Origin of the sequence: Jeotgalibacillus sp. ET6 (genome assembly GCF_029667115.1) — a bacterium.
Classification (GTDB): Bacteria; Bacillota; Bacilli; order Bacillales; family Jeotgalibacillaceae; genus Jeotgalibacillus.
Genome location: NZ_JARUIU010000012.1, coordinates 26071 through 48969 on the forward strand (window position 1 = coordinate 26071; position 22899 = coordinate 48969).

Sequence of the window (22899 nt, forward strand, 5' to 3'; positions counted from 1 at the left end):
CGCTTTTCAGCAGCTCTTTTTTATCATTCTTATAAACGCTTTGCCCCAATATAACGCTGTTTCCAATATGAGTTGTTAATGCTTGCAATGGATACACCTTTATTTGAAGCAGAGTGGATCATTTCTCCATTTCCAATATAAATGGATACATGCGTAACTTTTTTACCGCCGCCAGTTGCATAAAACATCAAGTCCCCAGGTTTTAGAGAAGAGAGGCTGACGCTTGTACCTTTTTTATACATTTCACCGGAAGTACGCGGCAATGTTTTACCTGCTTTTGCAAAAGCATAGTTTACAAGTCCGGAGCAGTCAAAGCCTTTTGAGCTCATGCCTCCCCATAAATACCTTACACCAAGCTGGCTTTTTGCAGCAGAGATTGCTTTTGATTTATAGTCTGTGCTTGTTGAAGCTTTTTTGATAGATATGTATTGAGAGCTTACATAACCCGTTTTCCCTTTAGCTGTAATTTTAGACCAGCCTTTGGATTGTGAATGAACCGTAACGGTATCCCCTTTTACAAACTTTCCAATAATGGATGATGAAGTAGTAGCAGCTTTTCTGAAGTTTAAATGTCCGGAATCTATATTAACGTAGTAAGTCTTACCAGAAGCAGAAGCTTTATCAAATGACGGTGCGACAGCGGCTACCAAAGCAAAAATTAATAGACAGGCTAAAATTCTTTTCAACAAGTTAGTATACCCCCGATTGCTAGATTGTAAACTTAGTATAATCGTTATCCGTTACAGCAGAATATCAGGAGTATTTCACTTTTATTACAAAATACTACATTTATTTCCGTAATATATTACAAGCCTTTCCAAATAACCCATTCGTTTGTGTTTATTATTTTCTATTAGATTATTTACTAGATTGAGAAAGAGTCTGAGAAAAACTTTCCGCAGGGACGGCGTTGAGCCTCCTCATGCTTAGCATTCCGAGGTCTCAAGCAACCGTCATATCTGCAGGAGTTGCCGCCTTCCGCTCCGCTCACAACTAACGGCAGCTGACTTTTTAAGTTATATCGATGCCTTCCCCAGTTATCTTCTATTAAACTACCGTACCTTTACATCCGCCAGGATTTTTTTCAACTGTTTCTTTTTGTCCGCAGACAGTTTTCCAGATGGGGGTAAGACAGCCGTGGAGATTTCCAAGCCGCACTCTGCGATTGCTTCCTTTATAACATTTATAAACGGTGAATCTAACTTATAGATCACAGGCAAATAAGTTAGTTGTTCATTTAATTCCAAAACTCTTGTATAATCTTCGTTTCTAAAACTTCGGTAAAGATCGATGGACAACTCTGGAGCAAAATTCCCGGTTGCTGCAATGATTCCATCTCCGCCAAGACAGAGCGTATTTAAAAACAAATCTTCAAAACCACATAAAACGCTAAAATCAGGCTTATATCCTTTAACTGTTTGAATGACTTCTCTTATATGATTTATATTGTCAACTGTCTCTTTAATCCCCACAATTGAGTCATGTTCTTTTACAAGCTTTAAAATAAATTCAGCTGAAAGATCCTGTCCCGTTAACGCCGGAAAATTATAAAGCAGTACGGGCAGTTCAGCCGCCTTTGCAATCCGGCTGTAGTGTTGATATAAGTTTTCTTCTGAAAGCTTCATATAAAAAGGATTGATCACAACCACACCATCTGCTCCGATTCTTTTAGCGTGTTCATTGAGCTCCAGAACATCCCTTGTGCTTGTAGAGCCAGTCCCGATCAGAACCGGCACACGTCCATTTACCTCTTTAACCGCATATTCAGCCACCAGCTTTCGCTCTTCAACGGTAAGCTGGCTAAATTCTCCTCCAGTTCCGAGAAAAAATAACCCATCTACACCTCTTGTAATGAGGTTATGAATTAATTTACCCATTCCTTCTGCATCAAACGTTCCATTTTCTTTAAATATAGTAGATACAGGCGGAATAACCCCTTCAAACTTCTTTGATGTACTCATTTTTTCACTCCTTTATTCTCTTGTACTTGTTCAGCAGGAAATATACGAAAACCTGGCTGATTACTTTGGGCGAATTACGTAGCATTTTTCTTTCGTTCAGGCAGCCAAGTCACAAGTTTACCTTTGAGTGGCACCTTTCTCATTTGAATATTTTTTCCCTATTTCGAGCAGTTCAATGATCCTGTCCACGTCGTAAATACTTCCTCTCCACGTGCCTCCGCTAGCTGCCTGAAGAGCTGCCCAAAGCCTTGTGTCATCCGGAAGGTCAGGGTTTTCTTTAAGATCAGGATGAAGAGAACGAGCTTCAAGCAGCTCCATGCTTCGTATCGGCCCATGTTCGTCTCCGTCAGTCCCTACGATGTTTATAGTTGCATTTAATTGTTCGCAGTCGATTTTCACTTCAATAATATCACCATCTCGAAGTTTGCCAATCGGGCCGCCTGCCAGTGCTTCCTGCCCAATATGGCCGATACATGCACCGGTAGATACACCTGAAAATCTTCCATCGGTTAATAGCGTTACGTGCTTTCCATAGGATAAGTGCTTTAAAGCAGAAGTAACCTGGTATGTCTCTTCCATACCAGTCCCAGATGGACCGCAGCCTATCAAGGCGATGATATCTTTTGCAATAATTTCTTTCTTTTTTATTGCTTGAATCACTGCTTTTTCGGATGTAAATACTTTTACGGATCCTTTATGATAGTAAATTCCATTGCTATCCAGCATTGCGCGGTCGATTGAAGTCGATTTAACAATGGCGCCTTCCGGGGCGATATTTCCCGTTGGAAATGTAATAGTTGATGTCATGCCTGCAGAGTGAGCTTGCTGCGGGCTCATAATAACATCAGCGGGATCGATCCCATCCTGTTTTAAACGCTCGCGGACGTGGTGACGCCTTTCTGAAGTTTCCCACCAATTCAGCACATCTCCCAATCTTTCTCCGGATATCGTTAAAACATCTTCTTCCAGTAATCCCATCTCTCTTAAATGAAGCATCACTTCAGGCACGCCTCCTGCTAAAAACACCCGGACTGTCGGATGGTCTATTGGACCATTGGGCAGCGCGCTTACCAGCCGGGGAACACTTTGATTGATTTTTTCCCAATCGTGAATGTCAGGGATGCTGCATCCTGCTGCGTGAGCAATGGCGGGAATATGAAGCAATAGATTGGTAGATCCGCCAAATGCTGCATGAACGGTCATCGCATTGCGTATGGCTGCATCGGTGATAATATCCTTCATCTTGATCCCGCTTGTGATAGCATTCAGTACAGCCCTAGATGACTGATGAGCCATTTCCTTCCATATGGGTTGACCTGAAGGGGCTAAAGCTGCGTGAGGTACCGTTATGCCAAGGGCTTCTGCAACGACTTGAGCGCTTGCTGCAGTCCCAAGAAATTGGCACCCTCCTCCAGGAGTGGCACAGGCTCTGCATCCTAACTCAGCTGCCTCTCTTAACGACAGCTCTCCATTGGTGAATCTTGCGCCAATGGTTTGAATTTTCCCTGCGTCCTCGCCTGTTTCAGGAGGAAGTGTTACTCCGCCAGGGACGATGATGGCAGGTAATTCGTGCATCGCTGCAAGTGACATGATCATTGCTGGGAGCCCCTTGTCACATGTAGCGACTCCCATTACAGCTTTTCGGGTAGGCAAAGAGCGGATCAGGCGGCGCATAACGACAGAAGCATCATTTCGATAGGGAAGGGAGTCAAACATCCCCTTTGTGCCCTGAGATCTCCCGTCACATGGATCACTGACAAAACCTGCAAAAGGGATATTGCCTAGTTTGCTAACTTCATGTGCAGCAGCCTTCATTAGAAGATCTACTTCCCAATGACCGGAGTGATAGCCAAGAGCAATAGGTGATCCATCTTCATTTTTAATGCCTCCCTGGGTGCCTAAAATCAGTACTTCCTGACCTGTTAATTTGTCGGGAGACCATCCCATCCCTACATTTTGTGTAAGACCGAATAAATCACCGCTTGCCCAATTTTCAAGCATAAAAGAAGTTAATGGCAACGCGCCTTCCGGACCGGCAGCACTTGTTTTAAGTTCCTCAAATACTTCTTTAGGATCATTCATCAGTTTATCCAGTTTATTCATACTTTCCCTCCAGCTTTTCGTCCTTCTATTTAAAACGCTTTCATTTTTTCATAGCCAGACTGTCAAAATTTTGCAACAATCTATCCCCACACCTTCATTTTATTTATGCCTTGCTGCAGCTGAGCGAAAGGACCTATTGAGCTTTTTTGTGCTCTTTTCTCTCCAAAATAATCCGTATCCACAACCAGTTCACTGCCATCCGGATTTTCAAAATTCGCTTCTGCTATTCTCACATGTCCCAGGGTTCGTGAATGTTGAATATCACCAGATAAAGAATCTATTTCTTCCGGCAGTTCTATCGAAATATACACTTCATTACCTTGCTCTTCTATTAATACATTCGGATTGTAATCCTGATTTGTAAGGTTTTCGTTTTCTCTCTCAAAGCTTGCCGCGCCGTTAAAATAAGCATTATGATTAATATAAACAGGCTGCTCATTGTCTATAAAAATTTCTACATCTCCAGGTTTTTGGTGAACGTTTTCCATGTATTCCTCAAAAGAAGTGGAATATCCATTGAAATGAGCAGTACCTGAACCAACTGCTGCATCTTCAAAGGAGGTCTCAGCGTCTTCAACTGGATCATTGCCAACAAAAATATTGTTGTAATAACGGTCATCTCCTCCATGCACAACCGAAAACCCTTTGATTTCTGTACTATGAGGAACATGATACGGAGTAGAACGATTTAATACTTTACGCAGAACCATTTTTCCGCAAATAAGATTATTTATATAGGCTCCACCCTGAGCAAAATTGTCCACTGCGTATGCTGAAGCAAGAATGTTATAGTCTACTGTGTACGGTCCGTGACTGACCTCAATAAATAAATCGCGATTATTAAAGTATAAAAGATTCCTGCTGATTCTTGTTCCCTGTGTCTGCCAGTCCATCCAAATTCCGAGTGAACAATTATGAATACGATTGTGATGCAGCTGAACATCAATAGCAGCGTGCAGCTTTATGCCAGCAATCTCATGACCGTAAAACTCTCTTTTTAACGCGATATTGTAAATATGGTTGTTATATATTTCACTAAACACACAGCCCAGATGACCAACAATCCCGTTTTGCCCGCAATCATAAATCTCGTTGTTCCTGATGATATGTGAACCGACCTTTTCTTTGCTCCATCCAGCTTTCAAGGCCAGGAAAACGGATTCGATTTGATATTGATAGCCTGGTTTATCATTTTTCTTCGACCGATGGTTATCTCCGGTAGACTTTTCTTTTCCAATGCTGATTCCACTGCATTTAGCATCATGGATAATATTATCCTCTATGATCCACCCTTTGCTCCAATTAGCTCCCAGCAGGCCTGGCTGGTCGGCAGTTGGCGGAGTCCATGGTGAAGCTGCCTGAGCCATTTCAAATCCTTTTACTGTAATGTAATTCATCCCTGTTATTTTAGGGTAGAAACAGCATTTTCTTACGTTTATCTCCACCAGCTCTTCATTCGGATTCGAACCATTAAAATTAGCATAAACAATCGTATCCTCTTGGTTTACCTCTGCATACCAGACAAATTTTGTTTCTTCGGGATTATAGGCGGGCACAATCTTTCTTGTCCAGTTATCCTGCACTTCTGTTCGAATGTCCGCTTTAAATAAATCTTCATATCTTCCCACTTCATAAAAGGATCGGCCATTTAAATAAACATCGCCTAAATGTTTGGGATACTCTGATTTAAACAGCCAATCTCCGAATACTTCTTCCCGAAATGGATTAAAATCTCCGAACAAATGATTTGGCACACTAGCCTTCCATACAGTGCCTTCTGTCTGCTGCCAGTTCTGAATCTCTTCTGAGCCTTTAATCATGACCTTTTCACCTTCTGCAGCCTGATACGTAATTCTGCGAAGATCACTTAACCCTGGATGTTTAGGCTTCACCCATTCCCTGTAAACACCTTCATGCACAATAATCGTGTCTTCAGCTGCTGCAACAGATGCTGCCTTGTTGATCGTTAAAAATGGACGTTCTTTTGATCCTTCATTATTATCCGAACCATTTTTTGCTACATGATACCTAGAGTTCATATTAGATCCTCCTTTAATTTAACTACCCAAATTATAGTAATGACCCTGTGATATCTCTAGGCAACATATTGTATAATATAAGACATTATTAGTGTTTATTTGAGGAGGAAGGAATAATGGCTTTTTTTGAACGGCACGGAATTGAAGAAAAAGAGGCTTTCTTTTTCTTTACACGGGACAATCCAAGCTTTCCCCTTCACTTTCACCGGGCATATGAAGTAATTATCGTGAATGAAGGAGAATTATGCCTGACGATCGACCACAAAGAATACAGATTACACCCTGCTGATACGGCGCTCATTTTTCCCAATCAAATGCATGAATTTACAACCATCCAAGAGTCGAACATCACGATTGTGATCTTTTCCCCTGAACTTATCGGTGATTTTTGGGCAGAGTATAAAGAATTTGTCCCTGAAAATAATGTGTTTTCTCTCCATACGAAACCTGATTGGCAGAAGCTGTCTTCTATTTATAATCAAAAAAGTTTTCTTTACAGTCTGTGTGGTTCTTTAATAGAAGAAACTGCGTTCATAACAGCAGACCATTCCTCAAAAACAAAAGTGTTATATAGAATTCTTCTTTTTATCGATAAAAATTTCATGAATGACTGCTCATTGAAGACCGTTTCCACAGAATTGAACTATGATTACGCTTATTTATCCAAGCTGTTTTTGCACATGACAAAAATGACATTCAGTCAGTACCTCAGTCATTACCGAATCTCCCACGCATGTTACTTATTAAAAAACAGTCAGCAATCCATAAATGAAATTGCCGAGAACTGCGGTTACACGAATTTAAAAACGTTTCATCGCAACTTTTATAACATCAATCGAAATTCCCCTACTGCCTATAGAAAGACAGGAGATCGAACAGCTGCTGTTCTTTAAAGATTGGAGAAGTATAAATCAGCAGGAACAACCAATAAATACGATAATTGCTAGCTACATTAAAAGCTTTTTTCCATTTTCATACTATCTTAAATATAATGGTATACTTAAACGAAAATATTTCTATTGAACGGATGGAGTGTTCATGAGTGATTGAAACGAAATATGGCATGGTTAAAAATTGGATTAAATCAAAAATAACAGATGGTACGTTTGTTCCAAATCAAAAAATCCATTCCGAAAGTGAATTAATGCAAAAGTTTAATGTAAGCAGACATACGGTCAGAGTTGCTCTTGGAGAACTGGTAAGTACAGGGTGGCTATATAAAGAACAAGGAGCAGGTACGTATGTAGCTCAACGTTCAGAAAATAAGATGCTGGCTGAAGGCAGATCAATTTCTACAAAAAGCATTGCGATTATTGTCACCTATATATCAGATTACATTTTCCCTTCTATTATTCGTGGAGCTGAGAGTGTACTAAGAGAGGCTGGCATTCAAGTAAGTCTCTTCAGCACAAATAATGATCATGACCATGAAAGAAAGATTTTAGAAACCATCATTGCACAAAAATTTGATGGTGTAATTGTCGAGCCTACTAAAAGTGCCATAGCGAATCCAAATATCAATTATTACTTAAAATTAGAAGCGCTGAACATTCATTATGTCATGATCAATGCAGCATACGATGAGCTGGAGCCTGTAAGTGTCGTTCTGGATGATGAAAAAGGCGGATATCTCCAAGCCGAACATTTAATTCATTTAGGTCATACGAATATTCTGGGCTTTTTTAAAAATGATGATCTTCAGGGACTCAAACGAATGAAAGGGTATATTAAGGCTCACCGTGATAATGGCGTCCCTATAAATCCTAAGAATATCGTTACATACACGACTAGTGAAATATTCAGCAAGCCCGTTGATCGTTTAAGAAACCTGTTAACAGAACCAGTCAGCCTGGCTACCGGAATCATTTGTTACAATGATGAACTTGCCATGAGACTGCTGGAATGTCTGAGACAAAAAAAGCTATGCGTTCCAGATGACATCTCAATCATCGGGTTTGATGATTCATTTTTTACGGATGTATCTGAGGTGAAATTAACGAGCATTCGGCATCCTAAAAGTGAACTTGGTGAAATGGCAGCAAAAAAAATCATCGATCTTACCAATAGCAGCAAGACATCCTATGGCAAAGAAGAAAATCAGGATTCTTATGTTTTCAAGGCGTCAATTGTCCATCGGAACTCAACAGCTGACATCAGGAAAAAAGATTGAGAACGGCTTTCCCGCTTCCAAGTTGCACACCTTTGAAAAATTAAACAAGTTCAGACTTCTTATCCCCCGCCTCCCTAATAAAAACAGCTGCCAAATCCCATTAACTTATACGGACAACCAATTGTTTTAACCTATAATTCTATCAATAACTGTCTGAAAATTCTTTAATGTTATTGACATATACGTATATGTTTCCTATACTTATTTTAAGTAATGGATGCGCTTTCAATTTTTATACCTGAAAATTAGATTAAAGGGGGGCAATTTATCAGATTATATTTCCTGGGGTTTTAACACATTGACTACTTAGTTTGTTGATTAGACAAATAAAATAAAAAGGTGGGTTTTTAGAATGAATAAAAAAAGTTTTAAGGCTTTTAGTCCGCTTCTTCTCTCCTCAATACTAGTATTGTCAGCATGCGGAGGAGACGATTCATCCAGTACGAATTCTGACGATGTGCAGACAGCTGGCTCTGACATTGAAGATGCAACAGAATTATCCTTCTGGACCTTTGCAGGAACACATGCAACCTTCTATGCAAACGCAGCTGAAAGATGGAATGAGGAAAATCCAGATAACCCAATACAATTAACAGTTGAAAATTATCCTTTTGATCAGATGCACAATAATTTATTAATGGCTTTACAATCAGGGTCAGGCGCACCGGATTTAGCTGATATCGAACTGGCTAAATTCCCTAACTTTTTACAGGGCGATGTGCAATTAGAGCCGCTTAATGACTTAATTGAACCTGAGTTAGATAGTTTCATGCAGGAAAGGCTCGATATTTATGCGAAAGATGGTAATTACTACGGTGCTCCAACACACTTGGGTGCATCAGTTGTTTATTACAATACGGAAATCATGGATGAAGCAGGCGTGGACATTGACACAATTGAAACCTGGGATGATTATGTTGAAGCTGGACAGGCTGTAGTAGAGGCTACAGGAAAACCGATGACAACGATTCCTGGAAACTGGTATGGAATCTGGCCTTTTGTTGCTCAAAAGGGATCTGATTTCTTTGATGAAAATGGAGAATTAACTTTAGATAATGAGGAAAATATTGAAACGCTTGAATTTATCAATGACCTGGTACACGAACATGAAATCGCAGAAATGGCTCCAGGCGGACAATATCATGCTGAAGAATTTTACGGCTTCATGAACGATGGCGGCCAGGCCTCCATTGTCATTCCAATGTACTACATGAAAGATTTTACGACCTATATGCCCGATCTAAAGGGGAAAATTCAGATACGGCCTATGCCGACATGGTCTGATTCAGATTACCAATCTGTAACGATGGGCGGAACGGGTACCGCTGTGACCAGCCAATCGGAAAATGTTGAGTTGGCAAAAGAATTCTTGTATTTTGCAAAGCTATCGAAAGAAGGAAATATCCAGTTATGGAGAGAGCTTGGATTTGATCCGCCACGCTTTGATGTATGGGAAGATGAAGCAATGCGTGAAGAGAATGTATACTACGAATATTTCCATGATGATATTTTTGATATCCTCTCAGAAATTAAAGATAACGTAGCGGGAATCCAATTGTCTGAATTCACACCGGATGTTTTGACGGAGATTGATTCTAACGTTATGCACAATGTGCTGACGGAACAGTCACACACACCTGAAGAAGCACTAAAAGAATCAGCAGATACTGTAAGACAGAAAATGGAAAGTGCTAACTAAACATGAGGCAGCGTGGGCAGTTTAGCAGTTTAGCAGCTGCCCAGCTACCTAATCTTATAAAGTAAGTAGGGATAAAATGTCTGGGTTAAATATTAAAAATAGTGAATATGTACATGAGACTCCAAATCAGAACCCTCCCCCTTCTGGCCGAAAGAAAAAAAATAACAGTCTCTTACGATTATTAAATTCTAAAAAAGTTGCACCGTACATTTTTGTTTTTCCATTTATTCTTTCCTTTTCAATTCTTACACTATATCCGACGATTCAAGCTTTTATTATGAGCTTTCAAAGAATTTTACCTGGTCAGGTTGAATTCATAGGCTTACAGAATTACGAAAGAATTTTCAATCAAACCTTTTATAAAGCGTTAGCTAACTCAACTATGTTTATGCTTCTAACCGTCATCATTTTAGTCACGATACCTATTATTCTGGCAATCTTGCTGGATTCAAATTTAGTAAAGTCCAAAACGTTTTTCCGTTCTGCCCTATTTATACCAGCCCTAACCTCAATCGTAGTTGCTGGTGTCATTTTCAGACTGGTTTTCTCAGAATCTGATCAGGCGATTGCCAATCAAATAATCGGCTTTTTTGGTTTTGATCCGGTCAGATGGCAATTTACTGCATGGTCTGGAATGTTCTTAATGGTCGGGATGGCTGCCTGGAGATGGATGGGAGTTAACGTATTATACTTTCTTGCAGGGCTGCAAAGCATCCCTAAAGAATTATACGAATCTGCGGAAATGGATGGAGCAAATCTATTCCATAAGTTTAGACATGTCACATTGCCCTTTCTTCAGCCCATCATCATTTTCGTCACAACCATCAGTATCATTGGCGGTTTCCGGGTGTTTGAAGAAAGTTATGTAATTTGGCAGGGTAATTCCCCGGGGAATATTGGATTAACTCTTGTTGGATTATTGTATCAGGAAGGGATTCAACAAAATGATATGGGGTTTGGTGCTGCCATTGGAGTCGTACTTCTCATTCTGATCTTTTTTGTCAGTATGATCTACCTGCTCGTTACGGGTGCATTTAAAAGAGGTGATGAGTAATATGAGAAAAAATAATATCTTCATTAAATGGATCGTCAATATCTTTTTCGTGTTTGTTGCATTGATTGCCTTGTTTCCTTTGATAAGCTTAATCGTTTCTTCTTTCCGCCCATCATCAGAATTGATGAGAAATGGAATTTCATTTTCATTTGTCTGGAGTGAGCTGTCACTCAGGAATTATATCCATATTTTCACGGAGTCCTCATCCTACTGGCAATGGTACGGAAATAGCTTAATTATCTCAACCTTAACAATTGTGCTTTCCCTCTTCTTTTCTTCAATGGTCGGGTATGCACTTGCCGTTTACAAATTTAAAGGAAGAACCATCATCTTCCTTTCTGTTTTGATTATTATTATGATCCCGTTTGAAATTTTACTGCTGCCGTTATATCAATTAATGATTAATTTGAATTTGATTAATACGTATACCGGCGTAATGCTTCCGTTAATTGTTGCCCCTGTAGCTGTGTTTTTCTTCAGACAATATGCCATGGGACTTCCGCTTGAATTAATGGATGCTGCGAGGATTGATGGATGCACCGAATACGGCATATTTTTCCGAATTATGTCGCCTTTAATGCTTCCCTCTTTTGCTGCGATGGCCATATTGCAAGGGTTAAACAGCTGGAATAATTTCTTATGGCCGCTGCTGGTCATACGGTCAAATGATTTATTCACTTTACCTATAGGACTCGCTACATTATTAACCCCATATGGGAATAATTACGACACGCTCATTGCAGGTTCTGTCATGACCATTATCCCGATCATCATACTCTTTATATTTTTCCAAAGGTATTTTGTTGAGGGACTGGCTTCCGGCAGTGTCAAGGGCTAAGGGAATGAACAAAGAGGAAGGTGTTAAAGGATGAATAGCCAATACATCGTGAATTCTCTGGACAAGATTCTGACATGGATCATGCGGTTCGTTCTTGTCAATTTGCTCTGGCTTTTTTACACAGTAATGGGGGGGATCGCAGGCGGGATTTTCCCCGCCACTCTCTCTGTTCTAAAGATATTCAGAAAATGGATTTTAGGCGATCTCGAGATCCCTATAAGAAAAACGTTTAAAGACGAATTTCGTAAAGATTTTGGCAAGGCTAACATGGTCGGATGGATCCTCACATTTGCAGGTCTGATTTTGTATGGAAACTATCTTGCTATTAAAAGTCTTGGTGAGATCAACACGATTTTTTTAGCTGCTTTTTATCTTTTAATTACGTTTTATATTAATCTAGTCGTGTGGTCTTTCCCTCAATTAGCGCATTATAACGGAGATATTAAACAATTTTTTAAAAATGCCATCATTATGGGCTTTGGAAAATTTCACTATACCATTGCAATAAGTTTTTATATTTTTGCAGTGTTATATATTTCATTAAAGTTTCCTGGTCTCCTTCCCTTTTTCACTGTGAGTTTAACTGTATTTGGATGGACCTGGATGTCTGTCCATTTGTTTCAAAAAAATGATACGAAAATGCAACAGCAATTATTGCCAGAGAGGTGAATAGAATGACGAATACAAATAAAGCCAAAATGATCATTGATAAATCGTTTAAGATTGCTGAAATTGATCGGAGAATTTACGGCTCATTTATTGAACAATTGGGCCGCGCAGTTTACGGGGGAATTTATGAGCCTTCTCATGCCACCGCTGATGAAGATGGTTTTCGCCAGGATGTTATTGAGCTTGTAAAAGAATTGCAGGTCCCGATTATACGTTATCCTGGCGGTAATATGCTTTCTGCATACAACTGGGAAGACGGAATTGGACCAAAAGAATCGAGACCGAGAAGACTGGAACTGGCCTGGAGATCTCTTGAAACGAACGAAGTTGGAACAGACGAATTTGCTGCATGGGCTAAAAAAGTGAATGCTGAAGTCATGATGGCAGTTAATCTCGGCACCCGCGGTATAGATGCTGCCAGGAATCTGGTTGAATACTGCAATCATCCGGGTGGTACATATTGGAGTGATTTAAGAAAAGAACATGGTTATGGGGATCCGCACGGGATAAAAGTCTGGTGCTTGGGAAATGAAATGGACGGTCCGTGGCAGATCGGGATGAAAACAGCCTATGAGTATGGCAGGCTTGCTGCTGAAACCGCAAAAGCAATGAAATTAGCAGATCCCTCTCTTGAATTAGTAAGCTGCGGAAGCTCAGGGTCCGGGATGGCAACATTTCCACAATGGGAAGCAGAAACACTCGAACATACGTATGAATATGCTGACTATATTTCGCTGCATCAATACTATGGAAATCGGGATAACGACACGGCTAACTATTTAGCCAGCACATTAGATATGGATAACTTCATCAAGACCGTCACTGCTACCTGTGATTATATGAAAGCAAAAAAACGCAGCAAAAAAACAATGAATTTAAGTTTCGATGAATGGAATGTATGGTTTCACTCAAATGATCAGGACAAGAAAGTGGATCCGTGGTCTTTTGCTCCAGCATTATTGGAGGATATTTACACATTTGAAGACGCCTTGCTCGTCGGCAGCATGCTCAATACATTATTAAAGCACTCCGACCGTGTTAAAATGGCCTGTATGGCACAACTTGTAAACGTCATCGCCCCTATCATGACGGAAACTGGCGGCGGGATTTGGAAGCAGCCGATTTTTTACCCATACTACTATACTTCTGTTTATGGACGCGGGACGGCCCTGCATTCCATTGTTGATTCTCCTAAATACGACAGTAAAGACTTTACAGATGTACCTTATTTGGATCAAGCGGTCGTTTTTAATGAAGAAAATGAAGAGTTAGTTATTTTCGCCGTTAATCGCCACTTGGAAAACCAATTGCTGACTGAGGTTGATATTCGATCTTTTGAAGACTATCAGCTGGTTGAACACGTGATACTCGAAAATGATGATCTGAAGGCACAAAATTCAATAAACGATCAAAAAGTTAAGCCTCATACCCGTTCAAAGTCATTTATTGAAAACGGAAATTTAACCGCAGTGCTGCCAAAGGCTTCATGGAATATGGTACGGCTTAAGAAACGAAAAGAATCTTAATCAGGTTTAAATGAGGCTGGGACAAAACTCAAAAAAGTTTTAAAAAAGAGGATGTATTTATTACTAGTAATAGGTGAGCGGAGCGGAAGGTGGCGACTCCTGCAGGATATGACGGTTGCTTGAGACCCCGAAAGGCAAAGCCTGAGGAGGGCTCAGCGCCGTCCCTGCGGAAAGCGTCCACCTGAAGCGAAGTGAGCCGGTCAAAGAGCTTGAGACACTTTTGTCCCATGCTCTTTTTATTTTACTCTTAGAATCAGTCAAATTTTACAGAAGACGTTAGCCACCCCGAAAAAAGGGAAGAGGATAAGTGGATATTTAATTTCACACTAACTAAAGGAGTGGAGATTATGAACAGCAGTCAATTTGATACGATGAAAAATGGGAAAGGGTTTATCGCAGCACTTGACCAAAGCGGTGGAAGCACACCGAAAGCTCTTGCAGCGTATGGAGTGATGGAGGATGCTTACACAAACGATGACGAGATGTTTGATCAGGTCCATGAAATGCGCACCCGTATTATTACTTCACCAGCGTTTGATTCCCGTCATATCCTTGGAACCATTTTATTCGAGCAGACGATGGACAGAGAAATCGAAGGAAAATATACTGCTGATTATCTTGCGGATAAAGGAATTGTACCGTTTTTAAAAGTGGATAAAGGACTTGCGGATAAGGAAAACGGGGTTCAGCTTATGAAGCCGATTGATGATTTGGATGAGACACTGCGCCGTGCCAACGAACGGAATATTTTTGGTACAAAAATGCGCTCTGTCATTCATGAGGCAAATCCAAATGGCATAAAAGCTGTCGTGGAACAGCAATTTGACGTCGCAAAACAAATCATAGCAGCTGACCTGGTTCCAATCATTGAGCCAGAAGTAGATATTAACAGTAAGGACAAAGAAAAATGCGAGGAAATTTTACATGATGAATTGATGCAGCAGTTAAATGCGTTAGCTGAAAATGAATTCGTCATGCTTAAGCTTACGATTCCTACGAAAAACAATGCCTATAAATCACTGATTGAACACCCTCGTGTCCTTCGTGTCGTGGCACTTTCAGGAGGCTATTCGCGCGATGAGGCCAATGAGAAGCTGAAGCAAAATGACGGACTGATCGGAAGCTTTTCACGTGCGCTCGCAGCTGATTTGCGTGCCAATCATTCCGGAGAAGAATTCGATGAAGCATTGAAAACTGCGGTTGAATCCATTTATGATGCTTCTGTTAATAAACACTAACATTTTAAAAATGAAAATTTAAAAAGAGCTTGGGACAAAAGTGTCTCAAGCTCTTTGACCGGTTCGGCTGCGCTTCAGGCGGACGCTTTCCGCAGGGACGGCGCTAAGCCTTTTCAGGGCAGGGCCCTGTAAAGTCTCAGCTTGCCGTCACATCCTGCAGGAGTCGCCACCTTCCGCTCCGCTTACCTCATACGATTAATAAATACTATCTCATATTTGTAACTTTGTTCCTGCACCAATAAGCAACAGAAAACCTAGCTCTTAGCTTCTGTTTAACGACTGGGTTAAAAGAACGGGTACTTTTCCCTCGATAAAGCTAGTCCATTATAGACCAGTAGGAAGGTTTTACCTTGTATTTATAATCAAAAACAAACGGTGCGTCTACTCCCCCGCCTTCCGTATATTGAGAAGCACGATCAGTTAACCACGTATGGTTATCCGCAATCCCCCAAAACGTAACACTGCTGAGGTCCGCATCTATTTCTTCATATAATTCGAATAGTTGATCATAACGGTCAGCCTGGCTTATGAAATCCTCTGCTGGAATCGCATCGTGTGTTGGATAAGCGTTATCTGGCGGCCAGCCGTATAAACTAACATCCAATTCAGTGACTTGATTATCTAACCCCATCTCACTAAATAGTTCAAAAGAAGTTCGTGTATCTTCAATCGAAGGCCAGCCAATCTGAATATGTGCCTGATGTCCAACACCATCAATCGGAACACCGTCTGCTAACAAGTCAGCAACGAGACCTGCCAGAGCATCTCTTTTATTTGGTACTTCAGTATTGTAATCATTAATGTACAACTTGGAATCAGGTGCTGCATATTTTCTTGCCGTTTCAAATGCTACTTTAATATAGTCTGTGCCGGTAATTTGATACCATGGGGAGTTTCGTATAAATCCGCCGTCGTCAATTGCTTCATTCACAACATCCCATGAATCTACATCATGTTTGTAGCGCTTCACAACGGTTTTAACATGTGTTTCCAAACGATTTAGAAGCAGTTCTTTATTTTCCGCACGCTTTTGTTCATCTGTTTCATCCACCATCTTATTTCCATCCTCATCAATGAAAAACCAATCTGGCACCTGGCTATGCCATACCAGGGTGTGAAAACGCAGTTCCATATCGTTTTTACGGGCGAACTTAACTATTTTATCTGCTGCCTCCCAGGTAAATTGTCCTTCTACAGGTTGAAGAGATATTGGCTTCATCGCATTCTCGGCTACGATACTATTATAATGATGCTTTAAAATTTTCCCTTGCCTGCCTGTTAAATGCTGGGGTTCAACTGCAGCACCGAGATCAAATTGACCTTCATAGCGATCAGCCATGGAAGGCACCTGCCAGGCGAAAGGCGTATGATTTCCATTCCCTTTTCGCCCTTCTTTATCAATTTCTCCTTTATGAGGATTCCCGTGACCTTGAGCAGCTGCAGAACCTGATAGTAATAAAGTTAAGGCTAGTCCCGAAACGATCGGTTTTCTTAGAACATTCAGCATGTAAAAAACTCCTTTGTCAGGTGAATTTTTAATCTTGAACAATCATTTGAAAAATAGGAACGACCCTCCTTGTTTAAAATTGGACTAGATATAGGAGCTTTGAAAGGGCTTACATTAAACGATAAATTTTTTTCTTTACATCTTATTACATTTTTATTATACCAATCTTATCTTTGTTTGGATATACAACAAACTAAATAGAACTAAAAATGATCGTATGGTCTTAGTTATCGTCTACTCTATTAAAATTAGTAGCGCTTTTCACACAAAGAGAGCGGCTCAGTCCAGCCGCTCTCTTTTTCCTGCTATGAATAAATCTTTCTTCCCTTTACATCCTCTACACCTGATTTACGGTAAAAGTACGTATTAATAACATCCCTCCACTCTTTAGAATGGGCAAGCTGCTCCTCAAGGCGGTTTTGCACATGATGAAAACGATATGAATCCACTTTATCCTGCAGCCGATTCCAGCCTGCAAGCACCGCTTCGACTTCTTCCACTCCCTCAAAATGAGTATTGTAAATGTGCTGAATAACCGTATCTCCTGATTTTAATTTATGACTATATGGAACGTGATGAAAAAAGAGGACAAGCTCATCTGGACAGCTCTTTAGTGACTCGTATATTTCATAATTGGGTGAGAGATATTGTCCTGTGAATCCCGTTCCGCTTTTTTGTGTCCGGTTTACACCAGTGCCATCTCTATTGGAATAGTGATACGTTCCCCAGGCAGAAAATTCATAGCCTTCGATATCTGGTCCGTAATGATGGTTTGGTGCGATCATCCAGCCGACACCAAGTGGAGATGTGTATTTTTCATACGTTTTCCAAGATCCCATCAGCATTTCTGAAACCGTCTCTACTACTTCCCTGTCATTGCCGAATGTTAAACGGACTGCTTCCTCTGTTATTTGTTCAGTAGTCAGGTCGGGATTCCAGGTGAGCCGCCCGTATCCATAAAGATTGGCCTGAGCCAGTGTATGGCCTGTCCAATTGGCATCATTTCCTATATTTGAAACAGCAGCGATTCCGCAGTGCGTTTGGGAAATCAGCGAGCCGCTGACAATATCCTTTACCTGCGACCCCTTCCCTTTTGCATACGTATCAAAGTTTAAAACTTCTTTCCATTGCGGTATGAGGTAACAAAGATGCCGCTGTTGTCCGGTGTATTCCTGAGCGATCTGAAATTCAATCATCTGATTGGTCCTTTGAAGTCCGCCAATAAGCGGAGAAACCGGCTCCCGCACTTGGAAATCCATTGGACCATTTTTGATTTGAAGAACGACATTTTCACGGAAGTCGCCATCAATCGGCATAAAGTGGTCATAGGCCGCTCTCGCTCTGTCTGTTTCCCGATCCCGCCAATCCTGCTTGCAATTGTAGACAAAGCAGCGCCAGATCACGATCCCTCCAAATGGTTCAAAGGCTTCCCCAAGCATATTCGCGCCATCTGCATGATTTCTGTTATATGTAAACGGCCCTGGCCGGTTTTCTGAATCTGCTTTTACTACGACTCCACCAAAATCAGGAATATAGTCGTAAATTCGTTCAGCCGTATTTCTCCACCACTTTCTTACATCTTCATCAAGCGGGTCAGCGGTGTCCAGGTCTCCAGTGGTAATAGGGCTTGCGTAATTAGCAGAAAGAAATGTTTTGATGCCGTATGCCCGAAAAATAGACGCCACCTTTTTTACATTGGGCAAAAACTTTTCCGTCACAAAATCCGTTTCATTTTGGTGAACATTCACATTGTTGATGGAAATAGCGTTGATGCCTGTTGAGGCCAATAAACGGGCATAATCTTTAATTCGTACTAAATTTCGTGAAAACCCAAGGTCCTTATAAAAGATGGACTCCCCAGCATACCCTCTTTCAACACTATTATCGCTGTTATCCCATTGATTGATCATTCTTAGCTGATTGACAGGAGATTCAGCAAGGTGAAGTCCTGATACGTTTTTTTCCATTTGGATGAGACGAAGCAAATGAAACACTCCGTACAGCAAACCCTTATCACAATAACCCACCACATACATGCGATTGTGCTCCTGATGCAGAATATATCCCTCTGGTCTTAATTCGTCAGTTGAAAAACCGTCAGGCAGGATCTCCTTTTCGTCCTTTGTTGCGAAAATGATTCCTGCCTTGTCCCCTCCGTGCAAAACGATTTTTGGCTGTGTGCCTGTCATAGAAAACAACGCCTGACTTATTTCATTCAGAGCCGAAGTACGAATTTCTGATAAACCAGTCAAGGCAACTTCCTCTAAAAAAAGACGACTTTTGTCTATGTACTCTTTTTTTACCGGACTATATTGAAGCCAAGCCTTATAACTGCTCGTTTGTTCTTTTTCTATATCATCATTAATCAGACTTGCAGATGGTTCAAACAACATCATTGAACAGTCTCCTTTTATAAGAGTTGATTTGATTTGCATCTTTTTCAAAGATGAAGTGTGCTGCCTTTACCCGTTTCCTGACCTGTAGTTTCCTTCTTTTGTTCCTTATAAATAAAATAATCAAAGTCTGCTTCTTTTCTGCCGCCGCTGAGATCCTGACAGGCCATCCCTACAAATGTGCCCGTAAAACGCACCTGCTTGGCAGAGTCGTCTGACATATGTGTGATATCAATTAAGGGACCTGCCTGCTGCCAATCCTCGTCATGCTGACGGTAATAGAATGCAAGCATGCCGTCCTGAACCTCACCCCTAAGCTTCACTTCTTCCTGATCTTTTAATGGAATAAACGCTTCTGTCAGTTCGTCGTATTCTCCGTATTTCGTCTGGATGATGCCAAGACATTTCCCTGCTTCTTCACGATGCGTGATATGCAGGTACACATGATCAATCGTATCGTAATAAAATAGGAGGCCGGCCATTTGCTGAAAATGCTCCGGTTCAAATGCGACAGAGGTTTCCACTTCAATTTTAAATGCCTGCTGGCGGCGGGCGATTATACTTTGCTCGTGCATTGAGCTTAACGATTCTCTACCCTTCAGACGCAAATACCCCGGTCGTTCAGATAGCGACATCCAGGAGGAATCCATGGGAACACGAAGAGAATTCCACTGGCTGCCCAGCGTTTCCCCGCTAAAATCGTCTGCTGCAGGCTCAGGTTCAAATGGATGCTCCGGAAGATCAGGCCCTTGCACAACGACTTCCGGTGACTTTGAACCGTGCGAAAGCCGAAGCCAGCCGTCGTCCGTCCAATCACAGCGCTGGATAAAAGTCTCGCGTCCCAATATGCAGCGCTTATCCTTTAATGGACGCCCGCCAAGGTGAACAAGATACCATTCCCCATTCTGCGTCTCCACGAGGCTGCCATGTCCCGCCTTTTGAATGTCAAGGTGATCTTTTCCGGCTGAAGTAATTAAAGGATAATCTTCATCCACTTCGTAGGGTCCATCAATCGTTTTTGAGCGCGCCAATGTCGCTGCATGATTATATTCTGTACCGCCCTCTGCCGTTAATAGATAGTAATAGTCACCTTTTTGATAAAGATGTGGACCTTCAGTCATTCTCAAATCCGTTCCTTTGAAAATATTTTTAACCGGACCTACCAGTTTTTTCTCCTGTGCAGAATACTCCTGAAGGACAATCCCGCCAAATGAGTGGTTTCCTTTCCGGTAATCCCAGATCATATTAACAAACCACTTTTTTCCGTCTCGGTCATGAAAAAGCGAGGGATCAAAACCGCTGCTGTTTAAATAAACAGGCTCAGACCAAGGTCCTTCAATCGATTCTGCGGTTACTAAATAATTGTGAGTATCTTTATAAGCACCATGCCACGATTTTACGTCTGTGTATATTAAATAAAACAGACCGTCCTGATAACTGAGACACGGAGCCCAAACTCCGCCGGAATTAATATTCCCTTTCATATCCAGCTGGGATTTTCGTGAAAGCGGACTGGAGATAAACCGCCAGTTTTTCAAGTCCTTTGAATGGTGAATCCTGACTCCAGGAAACCATTCAAATGTTGATGTGGCGATGTAGTAGTCATCTCCTACACGCAGAATGGAAGGATCGGGGTGAAAACCGGGTAAAATTGGATTTGTAATGCTTGTCATTATTTTCTCATCCTTTCAAAAAGTACTTGAATAAGTTTTAACGTTTTTAAACATGGAATTTTATTTTAGGATTGCTGAAACGAATGAACGTAATTGTAAAAATAGTGCGGGTACTTTTCTGCAATGGTTCCTTTTTCAAAATCGACAAGGTGAAGATGAGCCTCCATCAGTTCCTCAGCATCCTCTGCTTTTTTCTCAGTAATCATTTTAAAGATTTCAATATGCTGATTGACGATAACCTTCCAATCCAATCCTTCAGTGTGCAGCCTGAGCATGCGCAGCCGGATAAACTGTGTATTCATATGCTGAATCAGCTCCCACGTCCTGCCTTTATTGCATCCTTGAAAAAGAAGCCTGTGAAATTCTTCATCCAGCTCAAACATTCTTGTGAAATCCTTTTGAATACTGAATTCCTGCATGGCCAAATTGGTTTCCAGCTTAAGCAGGTGGTCATCATTGAAGGATCTGCATGCTTCTGAAACAATGGCCTTCTCCAGCTTTTCACGGACAAACCGCCCCTCCTCCACAAGATTCATATCGATTCTTGATACAAGCGTTCCACTTTGAGGAATAATCTCTATCAGCCCATCCTCTGACAGCTTTAAAAATGCTTCTCTTACAGGCGTCCTGCTTACATCAAATTTCTTTGAAATCTCCATCTCTGAAATCTTGGTCATCGGCTCAAGTTTTAAGGTTAAAATCTCCTGTTTCACCTTTTCATACACAGAGTCTCTAATTGACATTTTTTTCTTTTTTTGTCCGATCACATAAACCTCTCCATTGCTCTGCTTATTTTTTTGCTCACACAGTATCTGAATAGGGACTTTCCATTTTTGAAGGCGTTTGACCAGGATAAATCATGATTTTCACACTGTTATCCTTCTGATGTTCAGCAATTTCAAGCGCCTCTTTTATTCGATCAAGGGGAAATGAATGGGTGATCACTTCATTCAGCTTGCTTTTTCCGCCAGCAAGTGCACGAATCGCTTTTTCGTATACATTTGCATATCTGAAAATGCCGAACAGATCCAGCTCTGAATCAATCACATGATTTAAATTTACAGGGATCGTTTCTTCCTGCGTCATGCCGATAAAAACGACTCGCCCTCCCCGCTTAACACAATGAACAGCTTCGCCCATTGCAAACCGGTTTCCCGAGGTTTCCACACAAATGTCCGCACCCTCTCCATTCACAACCTCCTTTATCCTCTGCGGTATAGTCTCCGCTGAAGGATCAAAAACCTGATCAACACCCATCTCCAGTGCAAGCTGACGACGCGCAGGCACCACATCGCTGGCGTAAATAGTTGTTACGCCAAAAGCCTGAGCGGCCTGAACAGCCAGTAAACCGATCGGTCCAAGTCCACTGATAAAAAGAACATCTCCTGCCTTTACATTTCCCCTGGACATGGCATGGAACCCGACTGAAAACGGCTCCAGCAAAGCCCCTTCCTCATAGGTCATTTCTTCAGGCAGCTTGTAAGCAAAATCACTTCGCACTACTGCATATTCTGCCCACGCTCCATCAAAAGGAGGGGTGGCCATAAATTCTACATCCGGACATAAATTATATCTCCCGGACTTACAGTAGCTGCATTTTCCACATGCAACGCCAGGTTCAATAGCTACCCGGTCTCCAATTGACAGACTGGACACGTTTTCTCCTGCTTCCACCACGTCGCCTGCTGCCTCATGCCCTAAAATAATTGGTTCTTCAACCACATATCTGCCAATCCTGCCATGTGAGTAATAATGTACATCAGATCCACAAATACCAATGCAATGAATTCTAATCAGTACTTCGTCAGGACCAGGAACTGGCCGTGTAACCTCTTTTACAGCAATTTCATAGGGCTTTTCCAATACTGCAGCTTTCATTTTTTCTGCTATCATTTTTACCTCCTGTTTTCTGAACAATTTATTTACACTCTTAAATGGCTTACGGTTTCAGCAAAGTAAGCCCTTACAAATTCATAGTATAACTAGTATACTAGTTATCAACGCAGAACAAAACCGTTTTTATTTATCT

The 22899-nt window shown here is 41.2% G+C and carries 17 protein-coding genes; 8 read left to right on the plus strand and 9 right to left on the minus strand.

The window, feature by feature from the left end; translation table 11 throughout:
• Positions 1–29: 29 nt before the first annotated feature.
• The 4 genes from P6709_RS18250 to P6709_RS18265 form a co-directional block, all read right to left on the minus strand.
• Positions 30–689 (minus strand): C40 family peptidase, encoded by a 660-nt coding sequence (locus P6709_RS18250; RefSeq protein ID WP_278242361.1) that lies wholly within the window; start codon positions 687–689, stop codon positions 30–32.
• Positions 690–1052: 363 nt separating this feature from the next.
• Positions 1053–1961 carry a 4-hydroxy-tetrahydrodipicolinate synthase gene (dapA, locus tag P6709_RS18255; RefSeq protein ID WP_278242362.1) on the minus strand — a complete coding sequence of 303 codons (909 nt, stop codon included), beginning with the start codon at positions 1959–1961 and terminating at the stop codon, positions 1053–1055.
• Between the two features lie 117 nt (positions 1962–2078).
• On the minus strand, positions 2079–4064 hold the full coding sequence (locus tag P6709_RS18260; RefSeq protein ID WP_278242363.1) for a YjhG/YagF family D-xylonate dehydratase: 1986 nt from the start codon (positions 4062–4064) through the stop codon (positions 2079–2081).
• An 80-nt stretch (positions 4065–4144) separates the two neighbouring features.
• On the minus strand, positions 4145–6103 hold the full coding sequence (locus P6709_RS18265; RefSeq protein WP_278242364.1) for a right-handed parallel beta-helix repeat-containing protein: 1959 nt from the start codon (positions 6101–6103) through the stop codon (positions 4145–4147).
• Positions 6104–6219: 116 nt separating this feature from the next.
• Here P6709_RS18265 and P6709_RS18270 point away from each other — a divergent pair, with 116 nt between their 5' ends.
• The 8 genes from P6709_RS18270 (at position 6220) to P6709_RS18305 (ending at position 15297) form a co-directional block, all read left to right on the plus strand.
• The gene (locus tag P6709_RS18270; RefSeq protein WP_278242365.1) at positions 6220–6996 is read left to right on the plus strand and encodes a helix-turn-helix domain-containing protein; all 777 of its coding nucleotides are present in this window, start codon (positions 6220–6222) and stop codon (positions 6994–6996) included.
• A gap of 152 nt (positions 6997–7148) precedes the next feature.
• Entirely contained in the window at positions 7149–8273 is a 1125-nt protein-coding gene (locus tag P6709_RS18275) for a GntR family transcriptional regulator (RefSeq protein ID WP_278242409.1), read from the plus strand.
• A gap of 352 nt (positions 8274–8625) precedes the next feature.
• Positions 8626–9972 (plus strand): ABC transporter substrate-binding protein, encoded by a 1347-nt coding sequence (locus tag P6709_RS18280; protein WP_278242366.1) that lies wholly within the window; start codon positions 8626–8628, stop codon positions 9970–9972.
• 76 nt (positions 9973–10048) lie between these two features.
• Entirely contained in the window at positions 10049–11026 is a 978-nt protein-coding gene (locus tag P6709_RS18285) for a carbohydrate ABC transporter permease (RefSeq protein ID WP_278242367.1), read from the plus strand.
• Between the two features lies 1 nt (position 11027).
• Positions 11028–11864, plus strand: a complete 837-nt coding sequence (locus P6709_RS18290) for a carbohydrate ABC transporter permease (protein WP_278242368.1) — start codon at positions 11028–11030, stop codon at positions 11862–11864.
• Positions 11865–11894: 30 nt separating this feature from the next.
• Positions 11895–12533 carry a YesL family protein gene (locus P6709_RS18295; RefSeq protein WP_278242369.1) on the plus strand — a complete coding sequence of 213 codons (639 nt, stop codon included), beginning with the start codon at positions 11895–11897 and terminating at the stop codon, positions 12531–12533.
• Between the two features lie 5 nt (positions 12534–12538).
• Positions 12539–14059 (plus strand): arabinosylfuranosidase ArfA, encoded by a 1521-nt coding sequence (gene arfA, locus P6709_RS18300; protein ID WP_278242370.1) that lies wholly within the window; start codon positions 12539–12541, stop codon positions 14057–14059.
• A gap of 347 nt (positions 14060–14406) precedes the next feature.
• Positions 14407–15297, plus strand: a complete 891-nt coding sequence (locus P6709_RS18305) for a fructose bisphosphate aldolase (protein ID WP_278242371.1) — start codon at positions 14407–14409, stop codon at positions 15295–15297.
• A gap of 316 nt (positions 15298–15613) precedes the next feature.
• Here P6709_RS18305 and P6709_RS18310 read toward each other — a convergent pair whose 3' ends face one another.
• From P6709_RS18310 to P6709_RS18330, 5 genes are all read right to left on the minus strand, one after another.
• Positions 15614–16804 (minus strand): endo-1,4-beta-xylanase, encoded by a 1191-nt coding sequence (locus P6709_RS18310; protein WP_278242372.1) that lies wholly within the window; start codon positions 16802–16804, stop codon positions 15614–15616.
• Between the two features lie 305 nt (positions 16805–17109).
• Complete coding sequence (locus P6709_RS18315) at positions 17110–19200, minus strand: alpha-glucuronidase family glycosyl hydrolase (RefSeq protein ID WP_278242373.1); 2091 nt, start codon at positions 19198–19200, stop codon at positions 17110–17112.
• Positions 19201–19244: 44 nt separating this feature from the next.
• Positions 19245–20870 (minus strand): glycoside hydrolase family 43 protein, encoded by a 1626-nt coding sequence (locus P6709_RS18320; protein WP_278242374.1) that lies wholly within the window; start codon positions 20868–20870, stop codon positions 19245–19247.
• Between the two features lie 65 nt (positions 20871–20935).
• A complete protein-coding gene (locus tag P6709_RS18325; RefSeq protein ID WP_442905368.1) occupies positions 20936–21613 on the minus strand; it encodes a GntR family transcriptional regulator in 678 nt (225 codons plus the stop codon).
• Between the two features lie 58 nt (positions 21614–21671).
• On the minus strand, positions 21672–22763 hold the full coding sequence (locus tag P6709_RS18330; RefSeq protein ID WP_278242376.1) for an NAD(P)-dependent alcohol dehydrogenase: 1092 nt from the start codon (positions 22761–22763) through the stop codon (positions 21672–21674).
• Positions 22764–22899 lie beyond the last annotated feature (136 nt).

Excerpts from the sequence above, each read along its gene's own strand:
- P6709_RS18320 (WP_278242374.1), bottom strand. The coding sequence starts at position 20,870 with ATGACAAGCATTACAAATCCAATTTTACCCGGTTTTCACCCCGATCCT.
- P6709_RS18285 (WP_278242367.1), top strand. The coding sequence starts at position 10,049 with ATGTCTGGGTTAAATATTAAAAATAGTGAATATGTACATGAGACTCCA.
- dapA (WP_278242362.1), bottom strand. The coding sequence starts at position 1,961 with ATGAGTACATCAAAGAAGTTTGAAGGGGTTATTCCGCCTGTATCTACT.
- P6709_RS18310 (WP_278242372.1), bottom strand. The coding sequence starts at position 16,804 with ATGCTGAATGTTCTAAGAAAACCGATCGTTTCGGGACTAGCCTTAACT.
- P6709_RS18315 (WP_278242373.1), bottom strand. The coding sequence starts at position 19,200 with ATGATGTTGTTTGAACCATCTGCAAGTCTGATTAATGATGATATAGAA.
- P6709_RS18260 (WP_278242363.1), bottom strand. The coding sequence starts at position 4,064 with ATGAATAAACTGGATAAACTGATGAATGATCCTAAAGAAGTATTTGAG.
- P6709_RS18270 (WP_278242365.1), top strand. The coding sequence starts at position 6,220 with ATGGCTTTTTTTGAACGGCACGGAATTGAAGAAAAAGAGGCTTTCTTT.
- P6709_RS18295 (WP_278242369.1), top strand. The coding sequence starts at position 11,895 with ATGAATAGCCAATACATCGTGAATTCTCTGGACAAGATTCTGACATGG.
- P6709_RS18325 (WP_442905368.1), bottom strand. The coding sequence starts at position 21,613 with ATGTCAATTAGAGACTCTGTGTATGAAAAGGTGAAACAGGAGATTTTA.
- P6709_RS18265 (WP_278242364.1), bottom strand. The coding sequence starts at position 6,103 with ATGAACTCTAGGTATCATGTAGCAAAAAATGGTTCGGATAATAATGAA.
- arfA (WP_278242370.1), top strand. The coding sequence starts at position 12,539 with ATGACGAATACAAATAAAGCCAAAATGATCATTGATAAATCGTTTAAG.
- P6709_RS18305 (WP_278242371.1), top strand. The coding sequence starts at position 14,407 with ATGAACAGCAGTCAATTTGATACGATGAAAAATGGGAAAGGGTTTATC.
- P6709_RS18290 (WP_278242368.1), top strand. The coding sequence starts at position 11,028 with ATGAGAAAAAATAATATCTTCATTAAATGGATCGTCAATATCTTTTTC.
- P6709_RS18330 (WP_278242376.1), bottom strand. The coding sequence starts at position 22,763 with ATGATAGCAGAAAAAATGAAAGCTGCAGTATTGGAAAAGCCCTATGAA.
- P6709_RS18280 (WP_278242366.1), top strand. The coding sequence starts at position 8,626 with ATGAATAAAAAAAGTTTTAAGGCTTTTAGTCCGCTTCTTCTCTCCTCA.